The sequence below is a fragment of the Sphingomonas sp. genome (assembly GCF_031372575.1).
Taxonomy (GTDB): Bacteria; Pseudomonadota; Alphaproteobacteria; order Sphingomonadales; family Sphingomonadaceae; genus Sphingomicrobium.
In genome coordinates this window covers 36,821-57,596 of record NZ_JANMLM010000063.1, presented here as the reverse complement: position 1 = coordinate 57,596, position 20,776 = coordinate 36,821, and the positions used below count along the sequence as shown (strand labels likewise).

Below are 20,776 nucleotides of genomic sequence, written 5' to 3'. Positions count from 1 at the left end.
GTCATGTAGAGGATCAGCAGCGCCTGCATGCCGTAGAAGCTGGCGCGATCCCACACTTCGGTCGCGGCGAGGGTCCACAGGCCCGGCGGGTGGGCCCGGGTGGCGGGCAAGTCGGCTTGTCCCACAGTCGCCGTCGCCATGCTCACTCCCCCCTTTGTCCCCAGACAGACGGTGACGCGACCGCGATATTACGCAAGCTATTTCATCGAGACTTGCGCCACCCGGTAGCGCCACAGCAGGCCATCGACGAATGGGCTCCATAGCGACGCCTTGATCCCGGCGAGACGCAGGCGGCTGGCGAGCCATTGGTTGCAGGTGTCGATCGCATTGGCGCGGCCGCTGCCGTTGTAGAAGGCGTCGCCGGGACCGTAGCCGGGATGGTCAATCCGCACCGGGCGACCGCGCGGATCGAGCGCGAAGCTCGACCGGACGGCAGCCCATAAACGGCGATATTGTGCGGGCGTCACGCGCAGTTCGCGGGCCGAATAGGTCGGGTCGGCGACGTAATCGACATGGATCACGCGGCTGCCACCGGCGAATCCGGCCCAGGCCGTGCGCAGCGTCAGGTCCGACCAGGTCGGGGTGTCGAGATAGACGTGCCGCTCGCCAGCGCCGAATGCGACCCATCTGGCGCCCGGCGGTGGCGCGGCCATGTCACTGCGCGGGACCAAGGGTTTCCAGTCGAGCCCGGCGGCGTCGACCGGCATGATCAAGTCGGCGTGAACCCCATTGTCGGCGATGTAGATGGTGATTCCCTGTGCCGGCTCGATCCAGTCGCGGTTGACCGGGATCAGCGCGCCGACCAATGCTGCGAACAAATAGAGGCCGGGGATGGCGAGCAGGCCGATCAACGCCTTGCGGCCCCAGCCTCGTTTCATCTTCCGATTCCAGTGGCGCCGCCGCTTCATTTGCCTCACCTGACTTGCCATGCTTCGCGCGCGTCACTAGATGCGCCGTCACCGCTTAGACCGATGTCCTCGTGACATCCTAGGCGTCAACTGGTCGGGGCGTAGCGCAGCCTGGTAGCGCATCACACTGGGGGTGTGGGGGTCGCAGGTTCGAATCCTGTCGCCCCGACCATCCTTGGCCCTAAGTGGGTCAAGGAACGCAAGCCCGCGAAAAGGATCAACTTACAATCATGTCCATCCCGTTTCTTGCAACCGCAATTGCCGCCGCGTCCGCCGCGCCGCAATCGGGCTTTGCCGCAATCGCCAACATGCTGTTCCTGCCGATGGCGCTGTTCCTGATCTTCTGGGTGCTGGTGTTCCGCCCGCAGGCCAAGCGGCAGAAGGAGCAGGCCGCCGAGATCCAGGCGATCAAGAAAGGCGATGATATCATCACCGGTGGTGGGATCCGCGGCCGGGTGACCAAAGTCACCGACGACGAAGCCGAGGTCGAGATTGCCACCGGCGTCAAAATTCGAGTCATCAAGACGACCATCAGTGGTGTCGCCAAACCGAAAACCAAACCGGCCAACGATTGATGAATGACTCGTCGCGCTGGAAGAATTGGTCGATCTGGTTGGTGATCCTGCTGGGGGTCGCCTTTTCGATCCCGAGTTTTTTCCCCAAGGCCGAGGTTGCCACCTGGCCGAAGTTCGTCCCGCATACCCAGATCAGCCTCGGGCTCGATCTGGCCGGCGGAAGCCAGCTGCTGCTCGAAGCCGACGTTCGCGACGCAGCCAAGCAACGGCTTGCGGCGAAGGAAGAGGAAGTCACTACTGATCTTCGCCGTGGTGAGCCGAGGGTCGAGATCAGCGATGTCTCGACCCAGGGCGGGCGCTTGTCGTTCCTGGTCCGCGATCCGACCCAGCTCGATGAAGCCGTCGACCGGATGCGCAAGCTGACGCAGCCGCTGGGGCTGACCGGCGCGCGCGATTGGGACGTGCAGGTGGTCGATTCGACCCGGATCGTGCTGACCCCGACGCCACAAGGCTCGGTCCAGGCGCTCAAGGATTCGATGGTTGTCGCTCGCGACGTGGTGCGGCGCCGGATCGATCCCAACGGGACCAAGGAAGTGACCGTCATCAACCAGGGCGAGCGGCGCATCCTGGTTGCGGTTCCTGGGGTCGAGAATCCTGACGCGCTCAAAGCATTGATCGGCCAGACCGCACGACTCGAATTCAAGCTGGTCGACCTGACCGCCAACCCGACCGAAGTGGCCGCCGGGCGCGCACCGGCGGGCAGCCAGGTGCTGGCGATGGCCGACGGGTCGGGCAATATCGCCGTCCAGCGCCGGGTGATGGTTTCGGGCGATCAATTGATCAAGGCCAGCCAGAGCTTCGACCAGAATAGCCAGGCGACGGTGTCGATCACCTTTAACGCAGCAGGGTCAAAGCGCTTCGGCCGCACGACCCAGGAAAACGTCGGCAAGCCATTCGCGATCATCCTCGACGACAAGGTATTGTCGGCGCCCAACATTAACGAGCCGATCCTTGGCGGCCAGGCTCAGATCAGCGGCAGTTTCACGGTCGAAAGCGCCAACCAGCTGGCGATCGCGCTGGCGTCGGGCAAATTGCCGGTCAAGCTGAACGTGATTGAGGAGCGGACAGTCAGCGCCGAATTGGGCGCCGACTCAATCGAGAAGGGCGCCATCGCCTCGGTTGCAGCAACGCTTGGCGTGATCTTGTTCATGCTGATCACTTATGGTCGGTTCGGGGTCTATGCGACCGCTGCCTTGATCGCCAACGCTTTCCTGATTCTCGCCGGCCTGGCTATCTTCGGTGCCGCGCTGACCTTGCCGGGAATTGCCGGCTTCGTCCTGACGATCGGCGCGGCGGTCGATGCCAACGTGCTGATCAACGAACGAATTCGCGAAGAACAACGCCGCGGCCGCAAGGTGCTCGATGCGATCGATACCGGTTATAAGGAAGCCTCGACCGCGATTTTCGATGCCAACATCACCAACGTCATCGCCGCGACGATCATGTATCTGTTCGGTTCCGGCCCGGTGCGCGGTTTCGCCGTAGTGCTGATGATCGGGATCGTTACCTCGGTGTTCACCGCGGTCAATTTCACCCGCATGCTCGTCGCCGGCTGGGTCCGCGCCAAGCGTCCGCGCACGTTGCATATTTAAGGGCGATCAGATGAAACTGCTCAAACTCGTCCCCGACAATACCAATCTCGACTTCATGCGCTGGCGCAATTTTGCGCTGGTAATCTCGATCCTGTTTACCGTCGCATCGATCGCGCTGGTTGCGGTCAAGGGGCTCAACCTGGGCATCGACTTTGTCGGCGGGCAGGTGGTGCGGACCAACTTTGCGCAACCCGTGAACATCGAGGATCTACGCAAGCGGGTCGATGCGCTCGAGTTGGGCGAAGCCAGCATCCAGCAATTGAGCGATGCCAAGACCTATCAGGTGCGATTGCCCAAGCCTGAAGGGTCGGACAATGCGGCCAGTGCAGCGGTTACCAAGCTGCGCACGATGATCCAGAAAAGCTATCCCGGAGCCAGGGTCGATGCCGGCGAATCGGTATCGGGTAAGGTCAGCGGCGAGCTGGCGTGGGACGGCGCGCTGGCGATCACCTTGGCGATGCTGGGGATTGCGATTTACATCTGGATCCGCTTCGAATGGCAGTTCGGTGTCGGGGCACTGGTCACCCTGTTCCACGACGTGGCCATGACGCTCGGTTTTTTCTCGATCACGGGCCTTCAAGTCGATTTGAACGTGGTCGCGGCGATCCTGACGATTGTCGGCTACTCGCTGAACGACACGGTCGTCATCTATGATCGGATCCGCGAGAATTTGCGCAAATATCGCAAGATGGCGATCGTCCCGTTGATCAACCTGTCGCTCAACGAAACGCTGTCGCGAACGCTGGTCACCTCATTGTCGATCATGCTGGCGCTGCTGCTGCTACTGCTGCTCGGCCCCGACGTGATCTTCGCGCTGACCGCGGCGGTGCTGCTGGGCATTTTCATCGGCACGTATTCGTCGATCTATATTTCCTCGCCGATCCTGGTGTGGCTTGGGGTCAAGCCTGACAGCTTCCTCAAGACCGATGCCCCGCCCGGTACGCGGCCGCAGGAAGCATGATCACGGCCATCCGCAGTTCATCCACGCCAGTCCAACTCTCCAAGCTCCAATCTCGGCGCTTGGCCCGGGCCCGGCTCCACGCTAGAAGGTCAGTCATGTCGAACCTGTCCCGTATCGCTTTGCCGCTCATCGCCGCCGCAATCATCCTTCCGGCCGGCGGCTGCGCCCGCAACAAGGTCAAGGGCGACACCGAATATGTCGCGCGCGACGTCAATACGCTTTACGGCCTCGCCAAGAAGCGCCTCGATCAGGGCAATTATCTGCTCGCAGCGAAATTGTTCGACGAAGTCGAGCGCCAGCACCCTTATTCGGTGTGGGCCCGCCGGGCGCAGCTGATGAGCAGCTTCTCTTATTATATGGCGCAATCCTATGCTGATTCGATCAGTTCGTCGCGGCGATTCCTGACGATCCATCCGGGCAACAAGGACGCGGCCTACGCCAATTATCTGATCGCGATGAGCTATTATCAGCAGATCGAGGATGTGAACCGCGACCAGAAGATCACCCAGCAGGCGTCCGACGCGTTCGGTGAATTGACCCGCCGCTATCCCGGCAGCCGCTATGCCGCCGACGCGCGGTTGAAGCTCGACGTGATCAACGATCACCTTGCCGGCAAGGAGATGGAGGTCGGCCGTTTTTACCAGCGCCAGGGCAATTGGCTTGCCGCGACGCTCCGGTTCCGCACCGTGGCCGAGAAATTCCAGACTACCAGCCATACGCCCGAGGCGCTCGAGCGCTTGGTCGAATGCTATCTCGCGCTCGGCATTCCCGAGGAAGCGCGTCGGTCGGCGGCCGTGCTCGGCGTCAATTATCCGGGCAGCGAATGGTACGATCGCAGCTACAAATTGATCCAGCGACACGTGCCGGCGGCGCCGCAGAGCTGATCCTGTCCGCGCCCGCCTTTGAAAACGGGCCGCGATGCTGAGGCAGCTTGTCATTATAGACGTCGTGTTGATCGACCGGCTCGAGCTTGAGTTCGAGCCGGGGCTCGGCGTGCTGACTGGCGAGACCGGGGCGGGCAAGTCGATCCTGCTCGATTCGCTCGGGCTTGCGCTTGGCGCCCGGTCCGACATTGGGCTGGTCCGCGCCGGACAGGCAGCCGCCAGTGTCAGCGCCGAATTCGACCTTCCGGCGGGACATTCCGCCTTCACCGCGCTCGACACCGCCGGGATCGAATGCGAGCCGGGCGAACCGTTGCTGCTGCGGCGCACGCTCAAGGCCGATGGCGGCAGCCGGGCGTTTGCCGGGGGTGCGGCCGTGCCAGCGTCGGTGTTACGCGATATTGCGGCGGCAGCGATCGAGATTCATGGCCAGCATGACGACCGCGGCCTGCTCAATCCCAAGGGTCACCGAGCCTTGCTCGATGCCTTTGGCCGGATCGATGTCGCCGGGGTGAGCGAGGCGTGGGCCGGTCGAAGTGCGCTTGAGGGCCAGTTAGCCGAACAGCGCCAGTCGCTGGCCGAGGCCGACCGCGACCGCGACTGGCTCGACTTTGCGATCGACGAAATCGTCGCGCTGGGTGTCGAGGCGGGCGAGGAAGTGCGGCTGGCCGATGCCCGGACGCAGATGAAATCGGCCGCGCGGATCGAGGATGACCTGCAGGCGCTGGGGCCACATTTTGCTGGATCGGAGGGCGGGTTGGCGCAACTTCGCCAGGCGGCGCGGCGGCTGCAGCGGATCGCCGATGCGCATCCGTTGCTGGCCGAAGCACTGGCCGCGACCGACCGCGCGATCATCGAGGCCGACGAGGCCGAGACCAAGATCGCAGCGGCGACCTCGGCGCTGGCGCATTCGCCAATCGACCTCGAATCGGCCGAAGCGCGATTGTTCGAGATACGGGCAATGGCGCGCAAGCATCGGATCGAGGCCGACCAATTGCCGGTGCTACTGACCGATTTGCTGGCCCGGCGCGCGGCGATCGAGCTTGGCAGCGAGACAATTGAAGAATTGGAGCGCGCGTTGGCGGCGGCGGTGGAGGCTTATGCGGCGGCTGCTCTGGCGCTGACCGAGGCGCGGACTGCGGCGGCGGTACGGCTCGATTCGGCGGTGGCGGGCGAGCTTGCCCCGCTAAAGCTCGATGCGGCGCGCTTTCGCACTGCAATCGCCGGAATCGACGCCGGACCAACCGGCACCGACCGGGTCGAGTTCGAGGTGTCGACCAACCCGGGCGCGCCATTCGGGGCGCTGACCAAGATCGCATCGGGCGGCGAATTGTCGCGTTTCATCCTGGCGCTCAAGGTCGCCCTGGCCGAGGCGGGCGGGGCGGGGACGATGATCTTTGACGAGGTTGATCGCGGCGTCGGCGGCGCAGTGGCGAGCGCGATCGGCGAGCGGCTGGCGCGCTTGGCTGAGGGGGCGCAGGTGCTGGTCGTGACTCATTCGCCCCAAGTCGCGGCGCGCGCGGCGCATCATTACCGCATTGAGAAGGCTCACGGTGCCGCTGGCACGCGGACCACGGTGCGCAAGCTGACCGCCGACGAACGTCGTGAGGAAGTGGCGCGGATGCTGTCGGGGGCGGCGATCACCGATGAAGCGAGGGCGCAGGCAGCGAAACTGCTGGAGGCCGCGTGACGTCCTATGTCGCTTTGCTGCGCGCGATGAACGTCGCGGGCACCGGCAAGCTGCCAATGGCCGAACTGCGGCGGATCGGCGAACAATGTGGGTTCGCCAACGTGCGCACCTTCATCGCCAGCGGCAATTTGCTGTTCGAGAGCGATCTTGGTGAGGCGGAAGTGCGAGCGCGGATTGAGGCTGGCCTGCAGCAATATTTCGGCAAAAGCGTGCCGGTGTTCGTTCGAACGGCGGGCGAGCTGACCGCGACGGCCGCCGCCAATTCGTTCGATGACGACAAGCCGAGCCGGGTGATGGCCCATTTCATCGAGGAAGAGCCGGTCGAGGCGATGCTGGCCGAAGCACGCGATGTCGTCGGCGAGCGAATGGCGCTGGGACCGCGATCGATCATTGTCAGTTATGGCGAAGGCATTGGCAAGACGCGGCTCAAGCTGCCGGCGGTCAAGCACGGTACCGCGCGCAACATGAACAGCGTGGCGAAGATGGCGGCGATGCTGGCATGACGAGCGAAGCCGAAGCGGCCAACCGGTTGATGCGGCTGGCGAAGGAGATCGCGCGGCATGACCGGGCGTATCACGATCACGACGAGCCCCAGATTTCGGACGCGGAGTATGATGCGTTGGTGCGGGAGAATCGTGCGTTGGAAGCGCAGTTTCCAGCGCTGGTGCGGGCCGATTCGCCGTCGCAGCGGCTGGGTGCGGCGCCGACGTCGAGCCTCGCCAAGGTGGCGCATGCCAAGCCGATGCTCAGCCTCGACAATGCCTTCTCCGACGAAGAAGTGGCCGAGTTCGTTGCGCGGGTGCGGCGGTTCTTGTCGCTTGCCACCGATGCCGAGGTGGCGCTGACCGCCGAGCCGAAGATCGACGGATTGTCCTGCTCTCTGCGGTATGAGGATGGAGTATTGGTGCTCGCCGCGACACGCGGGGATGGCAGCGTCGGCGAGGATGTCACCGCCAATGTGCGGACGATCGCGGACATCCCGCAGGTGCTGAGCGGGGCGCCCGCCGTGCTCGAAGTGCGCGGCGAAGTGTATATGGACAAGGGTGATTTCGCCGCACTCAACGAGCGGCAGGAAGCGGCGGGGGGCAAGTTGTTCGCCAACCCGCGCAATGCTGCGGCGGGGTCGCTTCGACAAAAGGACCCGAGCGTAACCGCGGTACGGCCGCTGCGCTTTTTCGCGCACGGCTGGGGGGAGTTGTCCGAACCGTTGGCGGCGACGCAGAGCGAGGCGATGGCTCGGCTGGCGCGGCTGGGGTTCCCGGTCAGCGAGATGCTGGTGCGGGTCGAGAGCATCGATGCGGCGCTTGCCCATTATGCGGCCATCGAAAAAGCCCGCGCCGATCTGCCATTCGATATCGACGGGGTGGTGTACAAGGTCGACCAGCTCGATTGGCAGGAGCGGCTGGGGCAGGTGGCGCGTAGCCCACGCTGGGCGCTGGCACATAAATTCCCCGCCGAGCAGGCCGAGACAATAATCGAGGCGATCGACATCCAGGTCGGGCGGACGGGGAAGCTGACCCCGGTCGGGCGGCTCAAGCCCGTTGGGGTTGGCGGCGTAATCGTCGCGAATGTCACGCTCCACAATCGCGACGAGATTGAGCGATTGGGCGTACGGGTCGGCGACCGGGTACGGATCCAGCGAGCTGGCGATGTCATCCCGCAGGTGGTCGAGAACCTGACGCGGGACGAGCAGCGCGCGCCTTATGTCTTCCCCGATCGCTGTCCTGAGTGCCAATCGGAGGCGGTGGCGGAGGAAGGCGAAGTCGATGTTCGGTGCACCGGCGGCCTCATTTGCCCAGCGCAACGGTTGGAGCGACTCAAGCATTTCGTGTCGCGCGGGGCGATGGATATCGATGGGCTGGGCGAGAAGAGCCTGGCCGAATTCGTCGACCTCGGCTGGCTCCACGGGCCGGCCGATATCTACCGGTTAAAAGCGTACCGCGACGAACTGATCGGGCGCGAGGGGTGGAAGCAGGTCTCGGTCGACAAGCTCCTGGCAGCGATCGAGGCGCGCAAGGGGTTTGACCCGGCGCGTTTCCTGTTCGGCCTCGGCGTCCGCCACGTCGGCGCGGTGACCGCCAAGGATTTGATGAAGGCATTCGGGACGGTCGAGGCGCTGCAGGCGGCGGCAACGGGTGACGATGCCAAGACCGAATTGTCGGTAGTCGAAGGCGTCGGGCCGGTGGTCGCGGAGGCACTGGCCGATTTTTTCCACGAGCCGCACAATCGGGAGCAACTCACCGAATTGCTCGCGCTGGCGCAGCCCGCCGCCTTCGTCTCGACCGCGCGCGCGACCGAATGGACCGGCAAGACGATCGTGTTCACCGGCACGCTGGAAACGATGAGCCGCGACGAAGCCAAGGCGCAGGCCGAGCGATTGGGTGCGCGATCGGCGGGGTCGGTCAGCGCCAAGACCGATCTGGTCGTCGCCGGGCCCGGGGCAGGATCCAAGCTGAAGAAGGCCGCCGAACTTGGCGTGCGGGTAGCGACCGAATCCGAGTGGGCCGCGATCGTCGCCAGTGCGTAATGCCACCAAAGGGGAGAATGAGCCATGACCATCACCGAAGCCCAAGCCGACCTGCGCCGCGCTTATGTCGGTGGCGGGCCCGGCGCGTTCGTCAGCGGCCTGCTGTGGTTCATTGCTGCGTGGGTCGAGGCTCGTCACGGCACGCGCACGGCATTCATCGCGCTGTTTTTCGGCGGGATGCTGATCTTCCCCTTGGGCCTTGCCGCGTCGCGCTTACTGTTTCGCCGGGCGCGCGAATCAGGCGATAATCCGATGGGGATGGTGGCGCTGGAAAGTACGATTGCGATGATCGGCTGCCTGCTCGCCGCATGGCTGATCCTGCCGCTCAAGCCCGAGCTTGCATTCCCACTCGCCGCAGTCGCGGTGGGAACCCATTATTTCGTGTTCAAGACCGCTTATGGCAATCGGCTTTACTGGCTGCTGGCGGCGCTGGTTACAGGACTTGGGCTTGGCGAGGTTTTCGAGGTGACAGGGCTTGGCGGCGGAATGATTCTGGCCGTCGGGTTGGTCGAGCTGTTGTTCGGCATGGTGCTGACCGTTCGAGCGCTCAAGGTCGCGCGCTGAGCGGTTCAGCAATCGCCGGTGCGGGTGCCGACGACGGTGAACGGACCGGTCTCGCTGCCGCTGCCGTCCTCATGGTCCTTGACCATGCCCTGGATCCTGAATTGGGTCGGCCGAAGCTCGAGTCGATAGGTCCAGTTGCTTTCGTCATTGCCCCTGAAAGTTGCCGCGCAGCGTCGTTTGCCAAGAACGAGATTGCCCTGACGCGGCTCGACGGTATCGACGCAGTCGTTGCGGCGGCGGGTGGCGTGGACCATCGGGAAACGCTCGAACTCGCGCGAGTCAAAATCGGTCACGCAGATATTGGCTCTCGTCGCGCTGGCCTCAATCTCGACATAGCTCTCGCCGGTGGCGACGACGTCATACAGGCCGGGCTGTAAGTCGACCGGTGCCTGGGTCGCGGGATTGCTGCACGCGCCGATCGAAACGATCAGGCCAACACCGAGGATGAAACGCATCGAGCATACTTTCGCGGCCAGGGCGGACATGCCCAAGGCTGCTCGATAGCGGTGAATTGCTGATGTTTGCTTAAGCGACGGGTCGGAGTGCCGTGGCCCGGAAGCGACCGGGCTTAGCCCTGGCGAGCTCGGTCGGCCAAGCTGCCCCGCAGCTTAGCCTTGGCGAGCTTTGAAGCGGCGATTCGTCTTGTTGATGACGTAGGTGCGGCCACGGCGGCGAATCACCCGGCAATCGCGATGGCGCGACTTGAGCGACTTCAGGGAATTGCGAATCTTCATGGCCGGGACGCCTGCTTTGCTATGCGTGAATGAACTGGAAGGTCGGTTAGGACCGGCGGCTCCACTAGAGGGGGCAGCCGGGTTAGTCAAGGCATCCTGCCCATCCGACATCGGGGGTTTGCAGTGCCGCTTGGGGACAGTATCACGTAGGCCAGCATCCATTACACCGAAGGTCCTCATGTCCATCACGATTTCCAGCGCATTCGACGCGGGTAATATTCGCGTCATCAGCCAGAGTGGCGATACGGTCGAACTGGAAATCGTCACCGATCATTTGAGCGATTTCTATCAATGGTTTCACTTCCGGCTGGCCGGCGCGGGCGGGCGTGAGGTAACGCTGAAGATCACTAATTGCGGTAAGTCGGCCTATCCCGATGGCTGGCCGGGCTATCAGGCGTGCATGTCGCTCGACCGCGAGGATTGGGTGCGCGTGCCGGGGACGTCCTTTGCCGATGGCACGCTGACGATCCGCTTCACGCCCGAGACCGACTGCGTCTGGCTGGCCTATTTCGCGCCTTATTCGATGGAGCGGCATCATGACCTGGTGTCGACCGTTGCCGCGCTTCCGGGGGTCGATTACCGAATCCTTGGCCAGACGCTCGATGGGCAGGACATTGACTGCCTGACGATCGGCGAGGGCGAGCTGACGGTGTGGCTCTACGCCCGCCAGCATCCCGGCGAGAGCATGGCCGAATGGTGGATGGAAGGCGCGCTGGAGAAACTGGTCGACAGCGACGATCCGGTGAGCCGCGTGCTGCGCCGTGACTGCACCTTCCACATCGTCCCCAACATGAACCCCGACGGGTCGCGCCGCGGGCATTTGCGGACCAATGCCGCGGGCACCAACCTCAACCGCGAATGGCATAATCCGTCGGCCGAGAAGAGTCCCGAAGTGTTGTACGTGCGCAATGCGATGGACGAGGAACCGCCATTGTTCGCGATGGACATTCATGGCGACGAAGCGATTCCGGCCAACTTCCTCGCCGGCTTCGAGGGCATTCCCTCGCTGACCGAGCGGCAGAGCGAATTGTTCAAGCTGTTTTCCAATACGCTCGAGCGGGTATCGCCCGATTTCCAGACTCGCCAGGGCTATGAAATTCCGCCCAAGGGTCAGGCCAACATGTCGATGTCGACCACCCAGCTGGCCGAGCGGTTTGGCGCGGTGTCGATGACTCTGGAGATGCCGTTCAAGGACAATGGGGACTTGCCCGACGAGATTTACGGCTGGTCGCCAGAGCGGTCGAAATATCTCGCCGGGGCGTGCCTCGATGCGCTCCACGCCATACTTCCCGAGCTTCGCGATTATGCGGCGGTACGGGGCAAGAAAGTGGAAGTCGCGGCGTAATGCCGACCCTGGTCCTGCTCCGCCACGGCCAGTCGCAGTGGAACCTCGAGAATCGCTTCACCGGCTGGTGGGACAGCGATTTGAGCGACAAGGGGATCACCGAAGCGCGCGCGGCGGGGCGGTTGCTCGGCGAGGCGGGGTTCGACTTCGACCATTGCTTCACTTCCCTGCAGACCCGCGCGATCCGCACGCTTCACCTGATGCTGATGGAGATGGATCGCCTGTGGCTGCCGGTGACCAAGGACTGGCAATTGAACGAGCGGCATTATGGCGGGCTGACCGGGCTCAACAAGGCTGAGATGATCGCCAAGGTGGGCGAGGCGCAGGTCAAGATCTGGCGGCGATCGTTCGACGTCCCGCCGCCGGTGATGGAGGCGGACAGTCCATATCAGGTGGCGAGCGATCGGCGCTATGCCGGGGTTACGGTGCCGGGGTCGGAGAGCCTGAAGAACACCATCGACCGCGTGCTGCCTTATTATGAGGCGCAGATCGTTCCGAAATTGCGTGAAGGCCAGCGGGTGATCGTCGCGGCGCATGGCAATAGCTTGCGCGCGCTTGAGAAGCATCTATCGAACATCGGTGACGACGAGATTGTCGGGCTGGAGATTCCGACCGGGCAACCAATTGTCTATGAGCTTGGCGACGATCTGGCAGTCAAGGAACGGTACAACCTAAGCGAGCGCTAGGCAGCGGCCGCCTCACGAAAGTCCCCCGGACTTCCTATGCGACCGCTTTCTCGCGGTACATTTCCTGGTCGGCGCGATCGAGCACAGTTTCGGCGGTGTCACCCTTTTCGATCGCGGTGATGCCGATCGCGACGCTCAGCGGCAGCGGCTGGCCATGAAAAACGAAATTGCTCGCGGCGATCGAATTGACCAGCCGGTTGGCGGTGTCCATCGCGCTGGCCTCATCGGCATGATCGAGCAGGATGGCGAATTCATCGCCGCCCAGCCGCGCGACAAGATCGCTCTGGCGAACCCCGTCGACCATCATCTGCGCGAGATAAACCAAGGCCGCGTCGCCCGCGCAATGGCCGAACGAATCGTTGAGCGTCTTCAGTCCGTCGACATCGACGAACAGCAAGGCGGCGGGGACGTGATGACGGTCGCAGCGGGCAATCAGCATGTCGAGCTGACGCACCAGTCCGCGGCGGTTGGCAACCGGGACCAAGGCATCGCGATGCGCCTCGCGATCAAGTTCCTCAACTCGCGATTCGAGGCGCGCGACTTGGCCGCGCAACCGCGCAATTTCCTCCATCAGCGCCTGGGTATCGACGCTGTACACGACTCGGTTCATCTCCGGCACGCCCATTGTTGCGGTGGATTTCATAACCTGCATCAAGCGATAAAGGAAATCGCCTTTGCAATGACCGTCCCAATTGCGCACGGCGACTAGTCTTTCTACACCGCCTTCTCGGTCAGGGAGCAAGGACGTTTCGATGAACGACGCGACGGTCGGGATCATCATGGGCAGCCGCTCCGACTGGGAGACGATGTGCCATGCCGCAGAGACGCTCGATGCGCTCGGCGTGACGCATGAGGTCAAGGTCGTCTCGGCCCACCGCACCCCGCAGCGATTGTACGATTATGCCGGCAGCGCGAAGGCGCGAGGATTGAAGTTAATCATCGCCGGCGCGGGCGGCGCGGCGCATTTGCCGGGAATGGCCGCATCGATGACCCCGCTGCCGGTGCTCGGCGTTCCGGTCGAGAGCAAGGCATTGAAGGGCATGGATAGCCTGCTGTCGATCGTCCAGATGCCCGCCGGGGTGCCGGTCGGTACGCTCGCGATCGGCAAGCCCGGTGCGATCAATGCGGCCCTGCTTGCGGCGGCGATGCTGGCGACGACCGACGAAGGCCTTGCCGCGCGGTTGGCGGCATGGCGTGCCGAGCAGACCGATGCAGTGCCCGAGGCGCCCGAGTGAGCAGCAGCGCATGATCGTTCCGCCCGGATCGACAATCGGCATTATCGGCGGCGGCCAGCTGGGCCGAATGATGGCGCTGGCAGCGGCTCGGCTGGGCTATCGGTGCCACATCTTTGACCCGCATGAAGCGCCGTGCGCGGCGGAGGTAAGCGCGGAATTTACCCGTGGCGCGTTCGATGATGAAGCAGCGCTGGCGCGGTTTGCGGACGCTTGCGACGTCGTCACTTACGAGTTTGAGAATGTGCCGGTCGGGCCGATCGCAGCACTTGGCGACAAGCTCCGCCCCGGTACCCGCAGCCTCGAGATTGCGCAGGATCGCGCCGTCGAGAAACGCTTCCTCGAAGGCGCCGGCGCGCGGGTCGCGGCGTGGCGCGAGGTTGGGTCGGTCGAGCAATTGGACGCGGCGGTCGCCGCGCTCGGGGTGCCGCTGGTGCTCAAAAGCCGACGGCTTGGCTATGACGGCAAGGGCCAGGCGTGGGTGCGCGATCCGGCCGAGGCACGGAGCGCGTGGGACAGCATCGGCAATGCGCCGGCGGTGGCCGAGGCGGGGGTCGCGTTCGAGGCTGAATTTTCGGTGCTGATTGCGCGCACGCACGATGGCCAGACCCGTGCCTTCCCGCCCCCGCGCAACGTGCATTCGGACGGGATATTGTGCCATTCCACGGTGCCCGCAGGCCAGCCGATCGAGGCAATGGCCGAAACCGCGATCGCCACCGCCGCCACGCTCGCCGACGCGCTCGACCATGTCGGGATGTTCACGGTGGAGTTTTTCGCTTGCGCCGATGGGGCATTGGTCAACGAGATCGCGCCGCGCGTCCACAATAGCGGTCACTGGACGATCGAAGGCGCCGTGACCTCGCAATTCGAACAGCATGTCCGCGCGATCTGCGGGCTCGCGCTGGGCAGCGCGGACTTGGTCGCCGATGGCGCGGTGATGGACAATCTGATAGGTGGCGACGTCGACGCTTGGGCCGCGATTTTGGCCGCCCCCGACGCCAGCCTGCACCTCTACCACAAGGGCGAAGCGCGGCCCGGACGCAAAATGGGCCACGTCACCCGATTGAAGTGACGCGGCCCAAGTTACCAATTTTACCAGATGCGCGCTTATTTCGCCTGCATCACTTCGACCGGGATGCCGAGCTTGTCGAGTTGCGGGCGGACCTTCGCGGCGTCGCCGACCACCACCCACACGAAACCCTTGGGATCGAGCGCGCTGCGCAACGCCTGATCGGTGCTGGCCCGGGTCAACCCGCGATAGCGATCGCCGAGCAATTCGAAATAATTGTCGGGGCGGCCGTACATGTCGTTGCTCATCATTGCTGCCAGCACGGCGTTGGAGGTTTCGAACCGTCCGGGCAGTGCCTGGACATTGTTCGACACCGCACGCGCCAGTTCCTCGGCGGTAATGCCTTTCTTCGAAAGATAGTCGACGATATTGTCGTTAAGCGCCTTGATCGAATCACCGGTGCGGTCGGCCTGAACCGGCGCGTTGACGAGGTAAGGCGAGGCGTTGAGCGTGTAGCCGACCGAGCTGCGAACGCCATAGGACCAGCCCTTGGTTTCGCGCAGGTCCATGTTAATCCGCGACAGGAAGTTGCCGCCCAGCGCTTCGCTCGCGCCGCTGACCGGGATGATGTTACCGCGCGGGTCGATCGGGGTCAGCTGCCCACCGAGGATCACCGACTGGGGCGACCCCGGACGGTCGATCAGCACGATCCGCTGCGCCGTCGGACGTGCCGGCGGGGCGGTGAAATTCTTCACCCCCCTGGCCACCGCCGGTGCCGCCCAGGTACCGAAGCGCTGCTCAAGCTTGGGCATCAGTTCGGCCAGCGGCAGGCTGGAGACAACGAAGATTTTGAGATTGTCGGGACGCAGCCAGCGCTGCTGGAAGCCAACCAGATCGTCGCGGGTGAAACCCGTCACCGACGCCACGTCGCCGATTCCGGTTGAGGCATAGGGATGGTTGGCACCGTAAAGCAGCCCCGGAAGCGCACGCCCGGCCATCGAATTGGGGTCCTTCTGGGCCTGCGCAATACCGGTCAGCGTCTGGCTGCGAAGCCGGTCGATGTCGGTCGGGTTGAAGTCAGGGCGCTGGACGATGGTCGCCAGCAAATCGAGTGACGGGTCGATATTGGCCGATAGTGCCGACATCGAGACGCTGCTGCGATCGGCCGAACCGCCACTGCCGATGCCCGCACCAAGCCGCTCGCCGGCTTCGGCAATCTGCTGGCCGGTCATCCCGCCCGCACCCTCGTCGAGCAAGCTCAGGGTCAGGCTCTGCAGGCCGCGCTGGCTCGGCGTATCGGCGGCGAAGCCGGCGTCGAACGACAAAGCGATCTGGGTGGTCGGGACACTCGCCCGCATGGCGTAATTGACGATTATGCCGTTCGACAGGCGGACGTGCTGGATATCGGGAAAGTCGAGCGGCGGGGTATCCGTGACGCTGGGCAGCGGGCGCACGGTCTTCTTGCTCGGAAGGTCGGTCTTGGCCGCTTTGGATCCCTTGGCGTCGACATAAGCGGGCCGATCGCCCGGCTCCAGCGCCACCTTGAACACCGGGCGGCTCAGCCACTGGTTCATCGCGCCCTTGATCTGGGCCGGGGTGGCGGCAGCGTAGAGTGCCAGGCTGCGCTTGTAATAATCGCTGTCGCCGGTGAACACCTGGCCCTCGGCCAGTGCCACGGCCTTGCCGCCGAAGCCGCCGACCTGCTCGAGCCCGCGGATCCGGCCCGAGACATCGGACGTGGCCGCACGCTTGACCTCATCTTCGGTCGGGCCGTTGGCGAGATAATCGGCCATGATCTCGTCAAGCCGCTTGTCGACCAGCGCCGGATCAACCCCCGGCTTGACCGTCGCATTGACCTCGAACATGCCGACCCGCTGGAACGCCTGAACGCCGGCCGATACCGCCACGGCGAGCTTTTCCTCCCGCACCAGGATGCGGTCGAGCCGCGAGCTTGCAAGCCCGCCGAGGATCGACGCGCCAAGGTCGATCGCCGGCAACTGATCGCTGTTCAGCCCGGGCACCGCCCAGTGACGCTGCAATTGGGTCGCGGCGACCCGGTCCTTCATTACGATCGATTTGGACGCGGCCAGCGTCGGCACGTCGGCCTGCGCCGGATTATTGACCTTGCCCGCCGGGATCGCGCCGAAATATTTCTCGACCAATGGCCGTGCCTGTTCGGCGTTGATGTCCCCGGCCAGCACCAGCACGCTGTTGTTGGGGCCATATTTGTCGATGAACCACTGCTTCACATCGGCCAGGCTGGCGCCGTCCAGATCGGCCATCGAACCGATCGTGTCGTGGTGGTAGGGGTGGCCCTCGGGGAACAGATTGGCCTGCACTTCATAGCCGACCAGTCCGCCCGGATTATTATCGCCCTGGCGCTTCTCGTTCTGGACGACGCCGATCTGGTTGCTGAGCTTCTTCTGGTCGATCGCAGCGAGCAGATAGCCCATCCGGTCGCTTTCCATGAACAAGGCGCGTTCCAGCGCGCCGGTCGGTACGGTTTGGAAATAATTGGTTCGGTCGAACCACGTGGTGCCGTTATAATCGGTCGCGCCGATTTGCTGCAGGTAGGTGAAATAATCGGCCGGCAGATTTTCCGAACCGTTGAACATCAGATGCTCGAACAGATGGGCGAACCCGGTCTTGCCCGTGGGTTCGTCCTTCGACCCGACATTATACCAGGTGCTGACCGCGACCACGGGCGCTTTGCGATCCTCATGGACGATTACGGTCAGGCCATTGGCCAGCTTGAAGGTCTCGTGCGGAATATCGACCTGGCTGACCAGCGTGGATAGCGACGCAGGCTCGGCAGCGGCGGGTGCCATCGGCGCTGGCGGCATCGCTTCGGGCGGGGGTGGCGCGGTCGATTGCAGCGGCGGGTTGGCGGCGCAGGCGGCGAGGAACGAGGCGCTGGCGAGCAGCAGCGAGGAGCGAAGGGTCGAACGCATGATGATTGATCTCCGAAGGAAAGTCGGCGTGGCCGCACCCTAAGCGGCGTTAGTGCATCCGCAACAGGATTCGCCGGGAGCGGTCGCGATTATTCGACGAATGGCAGGGCGGCGGCGGCAAGCAAAAGGCGCGACCGTTGCCAGCCGCGCCTCCTTTCGTTCGGCATGGTCGCTTTAGCGGGCCTGCGGGGCCGCCTGCGCCGCGTTGGACGGCAAGCCGCCAAGCTGGGTCACCAATTTGATGTAGGCATCGAGATAGGCGAGCACGATGACCTGCCCGATCTCGGTATTCTGATAACCGGTGGCACCGGCCGCGCCGAAGCCGCCCCACCAGCCGGCGCCGCCGCCCGCGCCCCAGCTGACGTCCTTCTTGCGGGAATAGCCCTCCACCAAAGCTTCCTCCTCGGTGGTGCGGGCGTTGACCACCGACAAGGTGACATTGGCCTCGCCCTTCTTGACGCTGATCCCGCCGGCCAGGCCGCCGATCACGCTGCCCGCGCTGCCGCCAAACAGCCCGCCGATCGCGCCGCCAAGCCCGGCGCCAACGCCGCCGCCGCCCGAGTTGCGGTTGGCGGTGACGATGTTGGGCTCAAGGAAATAATCGGCGGTCTTGACCTGGCCACGTCCGACATTCGATCCGGCCTGCAATTCGCCATTGTCGGCCATCGCGCGTTCCATCGCGCGGCTCTGCATCGAGCGGCCGCGATTGACCAAGCCGAAACAGCCCGAGCGCGAGATGAAGATCTTGAGGATCGCTTCGGGGCTGCCGAGGTTGAGCTCGCGCCACCATTGATTGTCGGGCTCGACGATGGCGATCGTGCCGAGCCGACGCTGGCACACCGGAATTTCGCTCATCGCGTTCAATTGCATGTTGCGGCTTTGGCTGGCGCGCGTGTTGCTGGTCTGGGCGCTGGCCGGTGCTGCTAGGACAAACGCCGCGCCCAATGCCACCACGGAAACAAAACGTATCATGATAACCCCCGTTAAGATGTAGTCAGGACATCTTACCATCACCGCGCCCGCGATGCGAGACTGCAAATGCTGACAGCGCCATTCGCCTCTGCTAGCGGCGCGCGATGAGTGAGATGAAATATATTCGCAATTTCTCGATTATTGCGCACATCGACCATGGCAAGTCGACGCTGGCCGACCGGCTGATCCAGACCACGGGCGGGCTGACCGCGCGTGAGATGTCCCCGCAACTGCTTGATAACATGGAGATTGAGCAGGAACGCGGGATCACCATCAAGGCCCAGACGGTGCGCCTCAACTGGCAGGCCGCGGATGGCGAAACGTACACCATGAACCTGATGGACACGCCGGGTCATGTCGACTTCGCCTATGAAGTATCGCGCAGCCTGGCCGCGTGCGAAGGCGCATTGCTCGTCGTGGACGCGGCGCAAGGGGTCGAAGCGCAGACATTGGCCAACGTTTATCAGAGCATCGAGCATGACCATGAAATCGTGCCGGTGATCAACAAGATCGACCTGCCCGCCGCCGAGCCCGAAAAGGTGCGGGCGGAGATTGAGGACGTGATCGGCCTCGACGCGTCCGAAGCGGTGCTGGCCAGCGCCAAGAGCGGCATCGGGATCGAGCAAGTGCTGCAGGCGATCGTCGACAAAATCCCCCCGCCCAAGGGCGACCGCGAGGCACCGCTCAAGGCGATGCTGGTCGACAGCTGGTATGACCAATATCTCGGCGTGGTGATCCTGATCCGGGTGATCGACGGGGTGCTTCGGCGCGGACAATTGGTCAAGTTCATGGCCACCGGGACCCAGCATCTGGTCGACCGCGTCGGCTGCTTCACCCCCAAGATCGAGCAGCTCGAAAGCTTGAGCGCGGGCGAAATCGGCTTCATCACCGCGCAGATCAAGGAAGTCAGCCAGACCGCAGTCGGCGACACGATTACGGACGTGAAGCGCCCAACGGCCACGGCACTGCCCGGCTTCAAGACTGTCCAGCCCGTGGTGTTCTGCGGCCTGTTCCCGACCGACGCGGCGGACTTCGACAAGCTCCGCGAATCCTTGTATAAATTACGCCTAAACGACGCGAGTTTCAGCTTCGAGACCGAGAGCAGCGCGGCGCTCGGCTTCGGTTTCCGCTGCGGCTTCCTCGGCCTGCTCCACCTCGAGATCATCCAGGAGCGGCTGACCCGCGAATATGACCTCGATTTGATCACCACCGCGCCGAGCGTGGTCTATCGCATCCAGCTCGGCCGGGCCAAGCGCGGCGACCCCGGCGCGACGTCGGGCCGGGTGGTGGTCGGCGAGGGCGAGGATGGCGGCAGCACGATCGAGCTGCACAATCCGGCCGACATGCCCGACCCGAGCCGGATCGTGACGATCGAGGAACCGTGGATCGAGGCGACCATCTACGTCCCCGACGAGTATCTCGGCCCGATATTGAAATTGTGCCAGGACCGGCGCGGGATCCAGAAGAATTTGACCTATGTCGCGGGCCGCGCGCAGCTGACCTATGAGCTTCCGCTCAACGAAGTGGTGTTCGATTTCTACGACCGGCTGAAGAGCATGTCGAAGGGCTATGCCAGCTTCGACTATCACCAGATCGGCCACCGCGAGGGCGACCTCGTCAAGATGAGCATATTGGTCAACGAGGAGCCGGTCGATGCGCTGAGCATGATCGTCCACCGCGGCACCGCCGAACTACGCGGGCGCGGGATGGTCGAGCGGCTCAAGGACCTGATCCCCCGCCATCTGTTCAAAATCCCGATCCAGGCGGCAATCGGCGGCAAAGTCATCGCCCGCGAAACGATCAGCGCGATGCGCAAGGACGTGACGGCTAAGTGTTATGGTGGGGATGCGTCGCGGAAGCGCAAGCTGCTCGACAAGCAGAAGAAGGGCAAGGCCAAGATGCGGGAATATGGCAATGTGTCCATCCCGCAGGAGGCGTTTATTGCTGCGTTGAAGATGGGAGATGAATAAGCCGCCGAGCGCAGGTGAGCGGTTGCTTCAGCAAACCGGGAAGCAGCGCGCAGAGACGGCGCATTCCGACCGACCAGCGGCCGTAGGCCGACTGGATCGACGTCACGGCTTTGCCGGGACCGGCCGCTTTTTGTTTGTGACTCGGAACGTGCGGGCACGTCAGCGCGGGGCGCTGAGCG

19 protein-coding genes and 1 tRNA gene are annotated in these 20,776 nt (G+C 63.9%); 14 read left to right on the top strand and 6 right to left on the bottom strand.

Annotated elements, in window-relative coordinates:
• Positions 1-197 precede the first annotated feature (197 nt).
• Positions 198-878: a TIGR02117 family protein gene (locus tag RMN73_RS06195; protein WP_309602450.1), complete on the bottom strand. Its 681-nt coding sequence runs from the start codon at positions 876-878 to the stop codon at positions 198-200.
• 125 nt (positions 879-1,003) lie between these two features.
• On the opposite strand from RMN73_RS06195, the gene RMN73_RS06190 reads away from it, so the two are divergent.
• The 9 genes from RMN73_RS06190 (at position 1,004) to RMN73_RS06150 (ending at position 9,698) form a co-directional block, all read left to right on the top strand.
• Positions 1,004-1,080 (top strand) — tRNA-Pro (locus RMN73_RS06190).
• A gap of 58 nt (positions 1,081-1,138) precedes the next feature.
• Positions 1,139-1,483 (top strand): preprotein translocase subunit YajC, encoded by a 345-nt coding sequence (yajC, locus tag RMN73_RS06185; RefSeq protein WP_309602449.1) that lies wholly within the window; start codon positions 1,139-1,141, stop codon positions 1,481-1,483.
• The gene (gene secD / locus RMN73_RS06180) at positions 1,483-3,075 is read left to right on the top strand and encodes a protein translocase subunit SecD (protein ID WP_309602448.1); all 1,593 of its coding nucleotides are present in this window, start codon (positions 1,483-1,485) and stop codon (positions 3,073-3,075) included. Before yajC ends, secD begins: the two co-directional genes overlap by 1 nt.
• A gap of 10 nt (positions 3,076-3,085) precedes the next feature.
• A complete protein-coding gene (secF, locus tag RMN73_RS06175) occupies positions 3,086-4,036 on the top strand; it encodes a protein translocase subunit SecF (RefSeq protein WP_309602447.1) in 951 nt (316 codons plus the stop codon).
• Positions 4,037-4,131: 95 nt separating this feature from the next.
• On the top strand, positions 4,132-4,920 hold the full coding sequence (locus RMN73_RS06170) for an outer membrane protein assembly factor BamD (RefSeq protein ID WP_309602446.1): 789 nt from the start codon (positions 4,132-4,134) through the stop codon (positions 4,918-4,920).
• A 34-nt stretch (positions 4,921-4,954) separates the two neighbouring features.
• A complete protein-coding gene (gene recN / locus RMN73_RS06165; protein ID WP_309602445.1) occupies positions 4,955-6,607 on the top strand; it encodes a DNA repair protein RecN in 1,653 nt (550 codons plus the stop codon).
• Positions 6,604-7,110, top strand: coding sequence for a DUF1697 domain-containing protein (locus RMN73_RS06160; RefSeq protein ID WP_309602444.1), 507 nt, complete (start codon positions 6,604-6,606; stop codon positions 7,108-7,110). The genes recN and RMN73_RS06160 overlap by 4 nt, the downstream gene beginning before the upstream one ends.
• Complete coding sequence (ligA, locus tag RMN73_RS06155; protein ID WP_309602443.1) at positions 7,107-9,134, top strand: NAD-dependent DNA ligase LigA; 2,028 nt, start codon at positions 7,107-7,109, stop codon at positions 9,132-9,134. Before RMN73_RS06160 ends, ligA begins: the two co-directional genes overlap by 4 nt.
• 24 nt (positions 9,135-9,158) lie before the next feature.
• Complete coding sequence (locus RMN73_RS06150) at positions 9,159-9,698, top strand: DUF7010 family protein (RefSeq protein WP_309602442.1); 540 nt, start codon at positions 9,159-9,161, stop codon at positions 9,696-9,698.
• A gap of 5 nt (positions 9,699-9,703) precedes the next feature.
• On the opposite strand, the gene RMN73_RS06145 is transcribed toward RMN73_RS06150, so the two are convergent.
• Both RMN73_RS06145 and ykgO read right to left on the bottom strand, forming a co-directional pair.
• Entirely contained in the window at positions 9,704-10,153 is a 450-nt protein-coding gene (locus RMN73_RS06145) for a hypothetical protein (RefSeq protein WP_309602441.1), read from the bottom strand.
• Positions 10,154-10,306: 153 nt separating this feature from the next.
• Complete coding sequence (ykgO, locus tag RMN73_RS06140) at positions 10,307-10,432, bottom strand: type B 50S ribosomal protein L36 (RefSeq protein WP_006833921.1); 126 nt, start codon at positions 10,430-10,432, stop codon at positions 10,307-10,309.
• Between the two features lie 178 nt (positions 10,433-10,610).
• Here ykgO and RMN73_RS06135 point away from each other — a divergent pair, with 178 nt between their 5' ends.
• A complete protein-coding gene (locus RMN73_RS06135; RefSeq protein ID WP_309602440.1) occupies positions 10,611-11,777 on the top strand; it encodes a M14-type cytosolic carboxypeptidase in 1,167 nt (388 codons plus the stop codon).
• Positions 11,777-12,463 (top strand): 2,3-diphosphoglycerate-dependent phosphoglycerate mutase, encoded by a 687-nt coding sequence (gene gpmA / locus RMN73_RS06130; protein ID WP_309602439.1) that lies wholly within the window; start codon positions 11,777-11,779, stop codon positions 12,461-12,463. Before RMN73_RS06135 ends, gpmA begins: the two co-directional genes overlap by 1 nt.
• Positions 12,464-12,497: 34 nt before the next feature.
• Here the strand turns inward: gpmA and RMN73_RS06125 are convergent, their stop codons facing one another.
• Entirely contained in the window at positions 12,498-13,106 is a 609-nt protein-coding gene (locus RMN73_RS06125; RefSeq protein ID WP_309602438.1) for a GGDEF domain-containing protein, read from the bottom strand.
• Positions 13,107-13,215: 109 nt separating this feature from the next.
• Here RMN73_RS06125 and purE point away from each other — a divergent pair, with 109 nt between their 5' ends.
• Positions 13,216-13,698: a 5-(carboxyamino)imidazole ribonucleotide mutase gene (gene purE, locus RMN73_RS06120; RefSeq protein ID WP_309602437.1), complete on the top strand. Its 483-nt coding sequence runs from the start codon at positions 13,216-13,218 to the stop codon at positions 13,696-13,698.
• Between the two features lie 10 nt (positions 13,699-13,708).
• Positions 13,709-14,767 carry a 5-(carboxyamino)imidazole ribonucleotide synthase gene (locus RMN73_RS06115; RefSeq protein WP_309602436.1) on the top strand — a complete coding sequence of 353 codons (1,059 nt, stop codon included), beginning with the start codon at positions 13,709-13,711 and terminating at the stop codon, positions 14,765-14,767.
• Between the two features lie 35 nt (positions 14,768-14,802).
• Here the strand turns inward: RMN73_RS06115 and RMN73_RS06110 are convergent, their stop codons facing one another.
• Together RMN73_RS06110 and RMN73_RS06105 are read right to left on the bottom strand one after the other, a co-directional pair.
• On the bottom strand, positions 14,803-17,655 hold the full coding sequence (locus RMN73_RS06110; RefSeq protein WP_309602435.1) for a pitrilysin family protein: 2,853 nt from the start codon (positions 17,653-17,655) through the stop codon (positions 14,803-14,805).
• Positions 17,656-17,829: 174 nt separating this feature from the next.
• Positions 17,830-18,627: a CsgG/HfaB family protein gene (locus RMN73_RS06105; RefSeq protein ID WP_309602434.1), complete on the bottom strand. Its 798-nt coding sequence runs from the start codon at positions 18,625-18,627 to the stop codon at positions 17,830-17,832.
• A gap of 104 nt (positions 18,628-18,731) precedes the next feature.
• On the opposite strand from RMN73_RS06105, the gene lepA reads away from it, so the two are divergent.
• Positions 18,732-20,597 carry a translation elongation factor 4 gene (gene lepA, locus RMN73_RS06100; protein WP_309602433.1) on the top strand — a complete coding sequence of 622 codons (1,866 nt, stop codon included), beginning with the start codon at positions 18,732-18,734 and terminating at the stop codon, positions 20,595-20,597.
• The last annotated feature ends 179 nt before the right edge of the window (positions 20,598-20,776 follow it).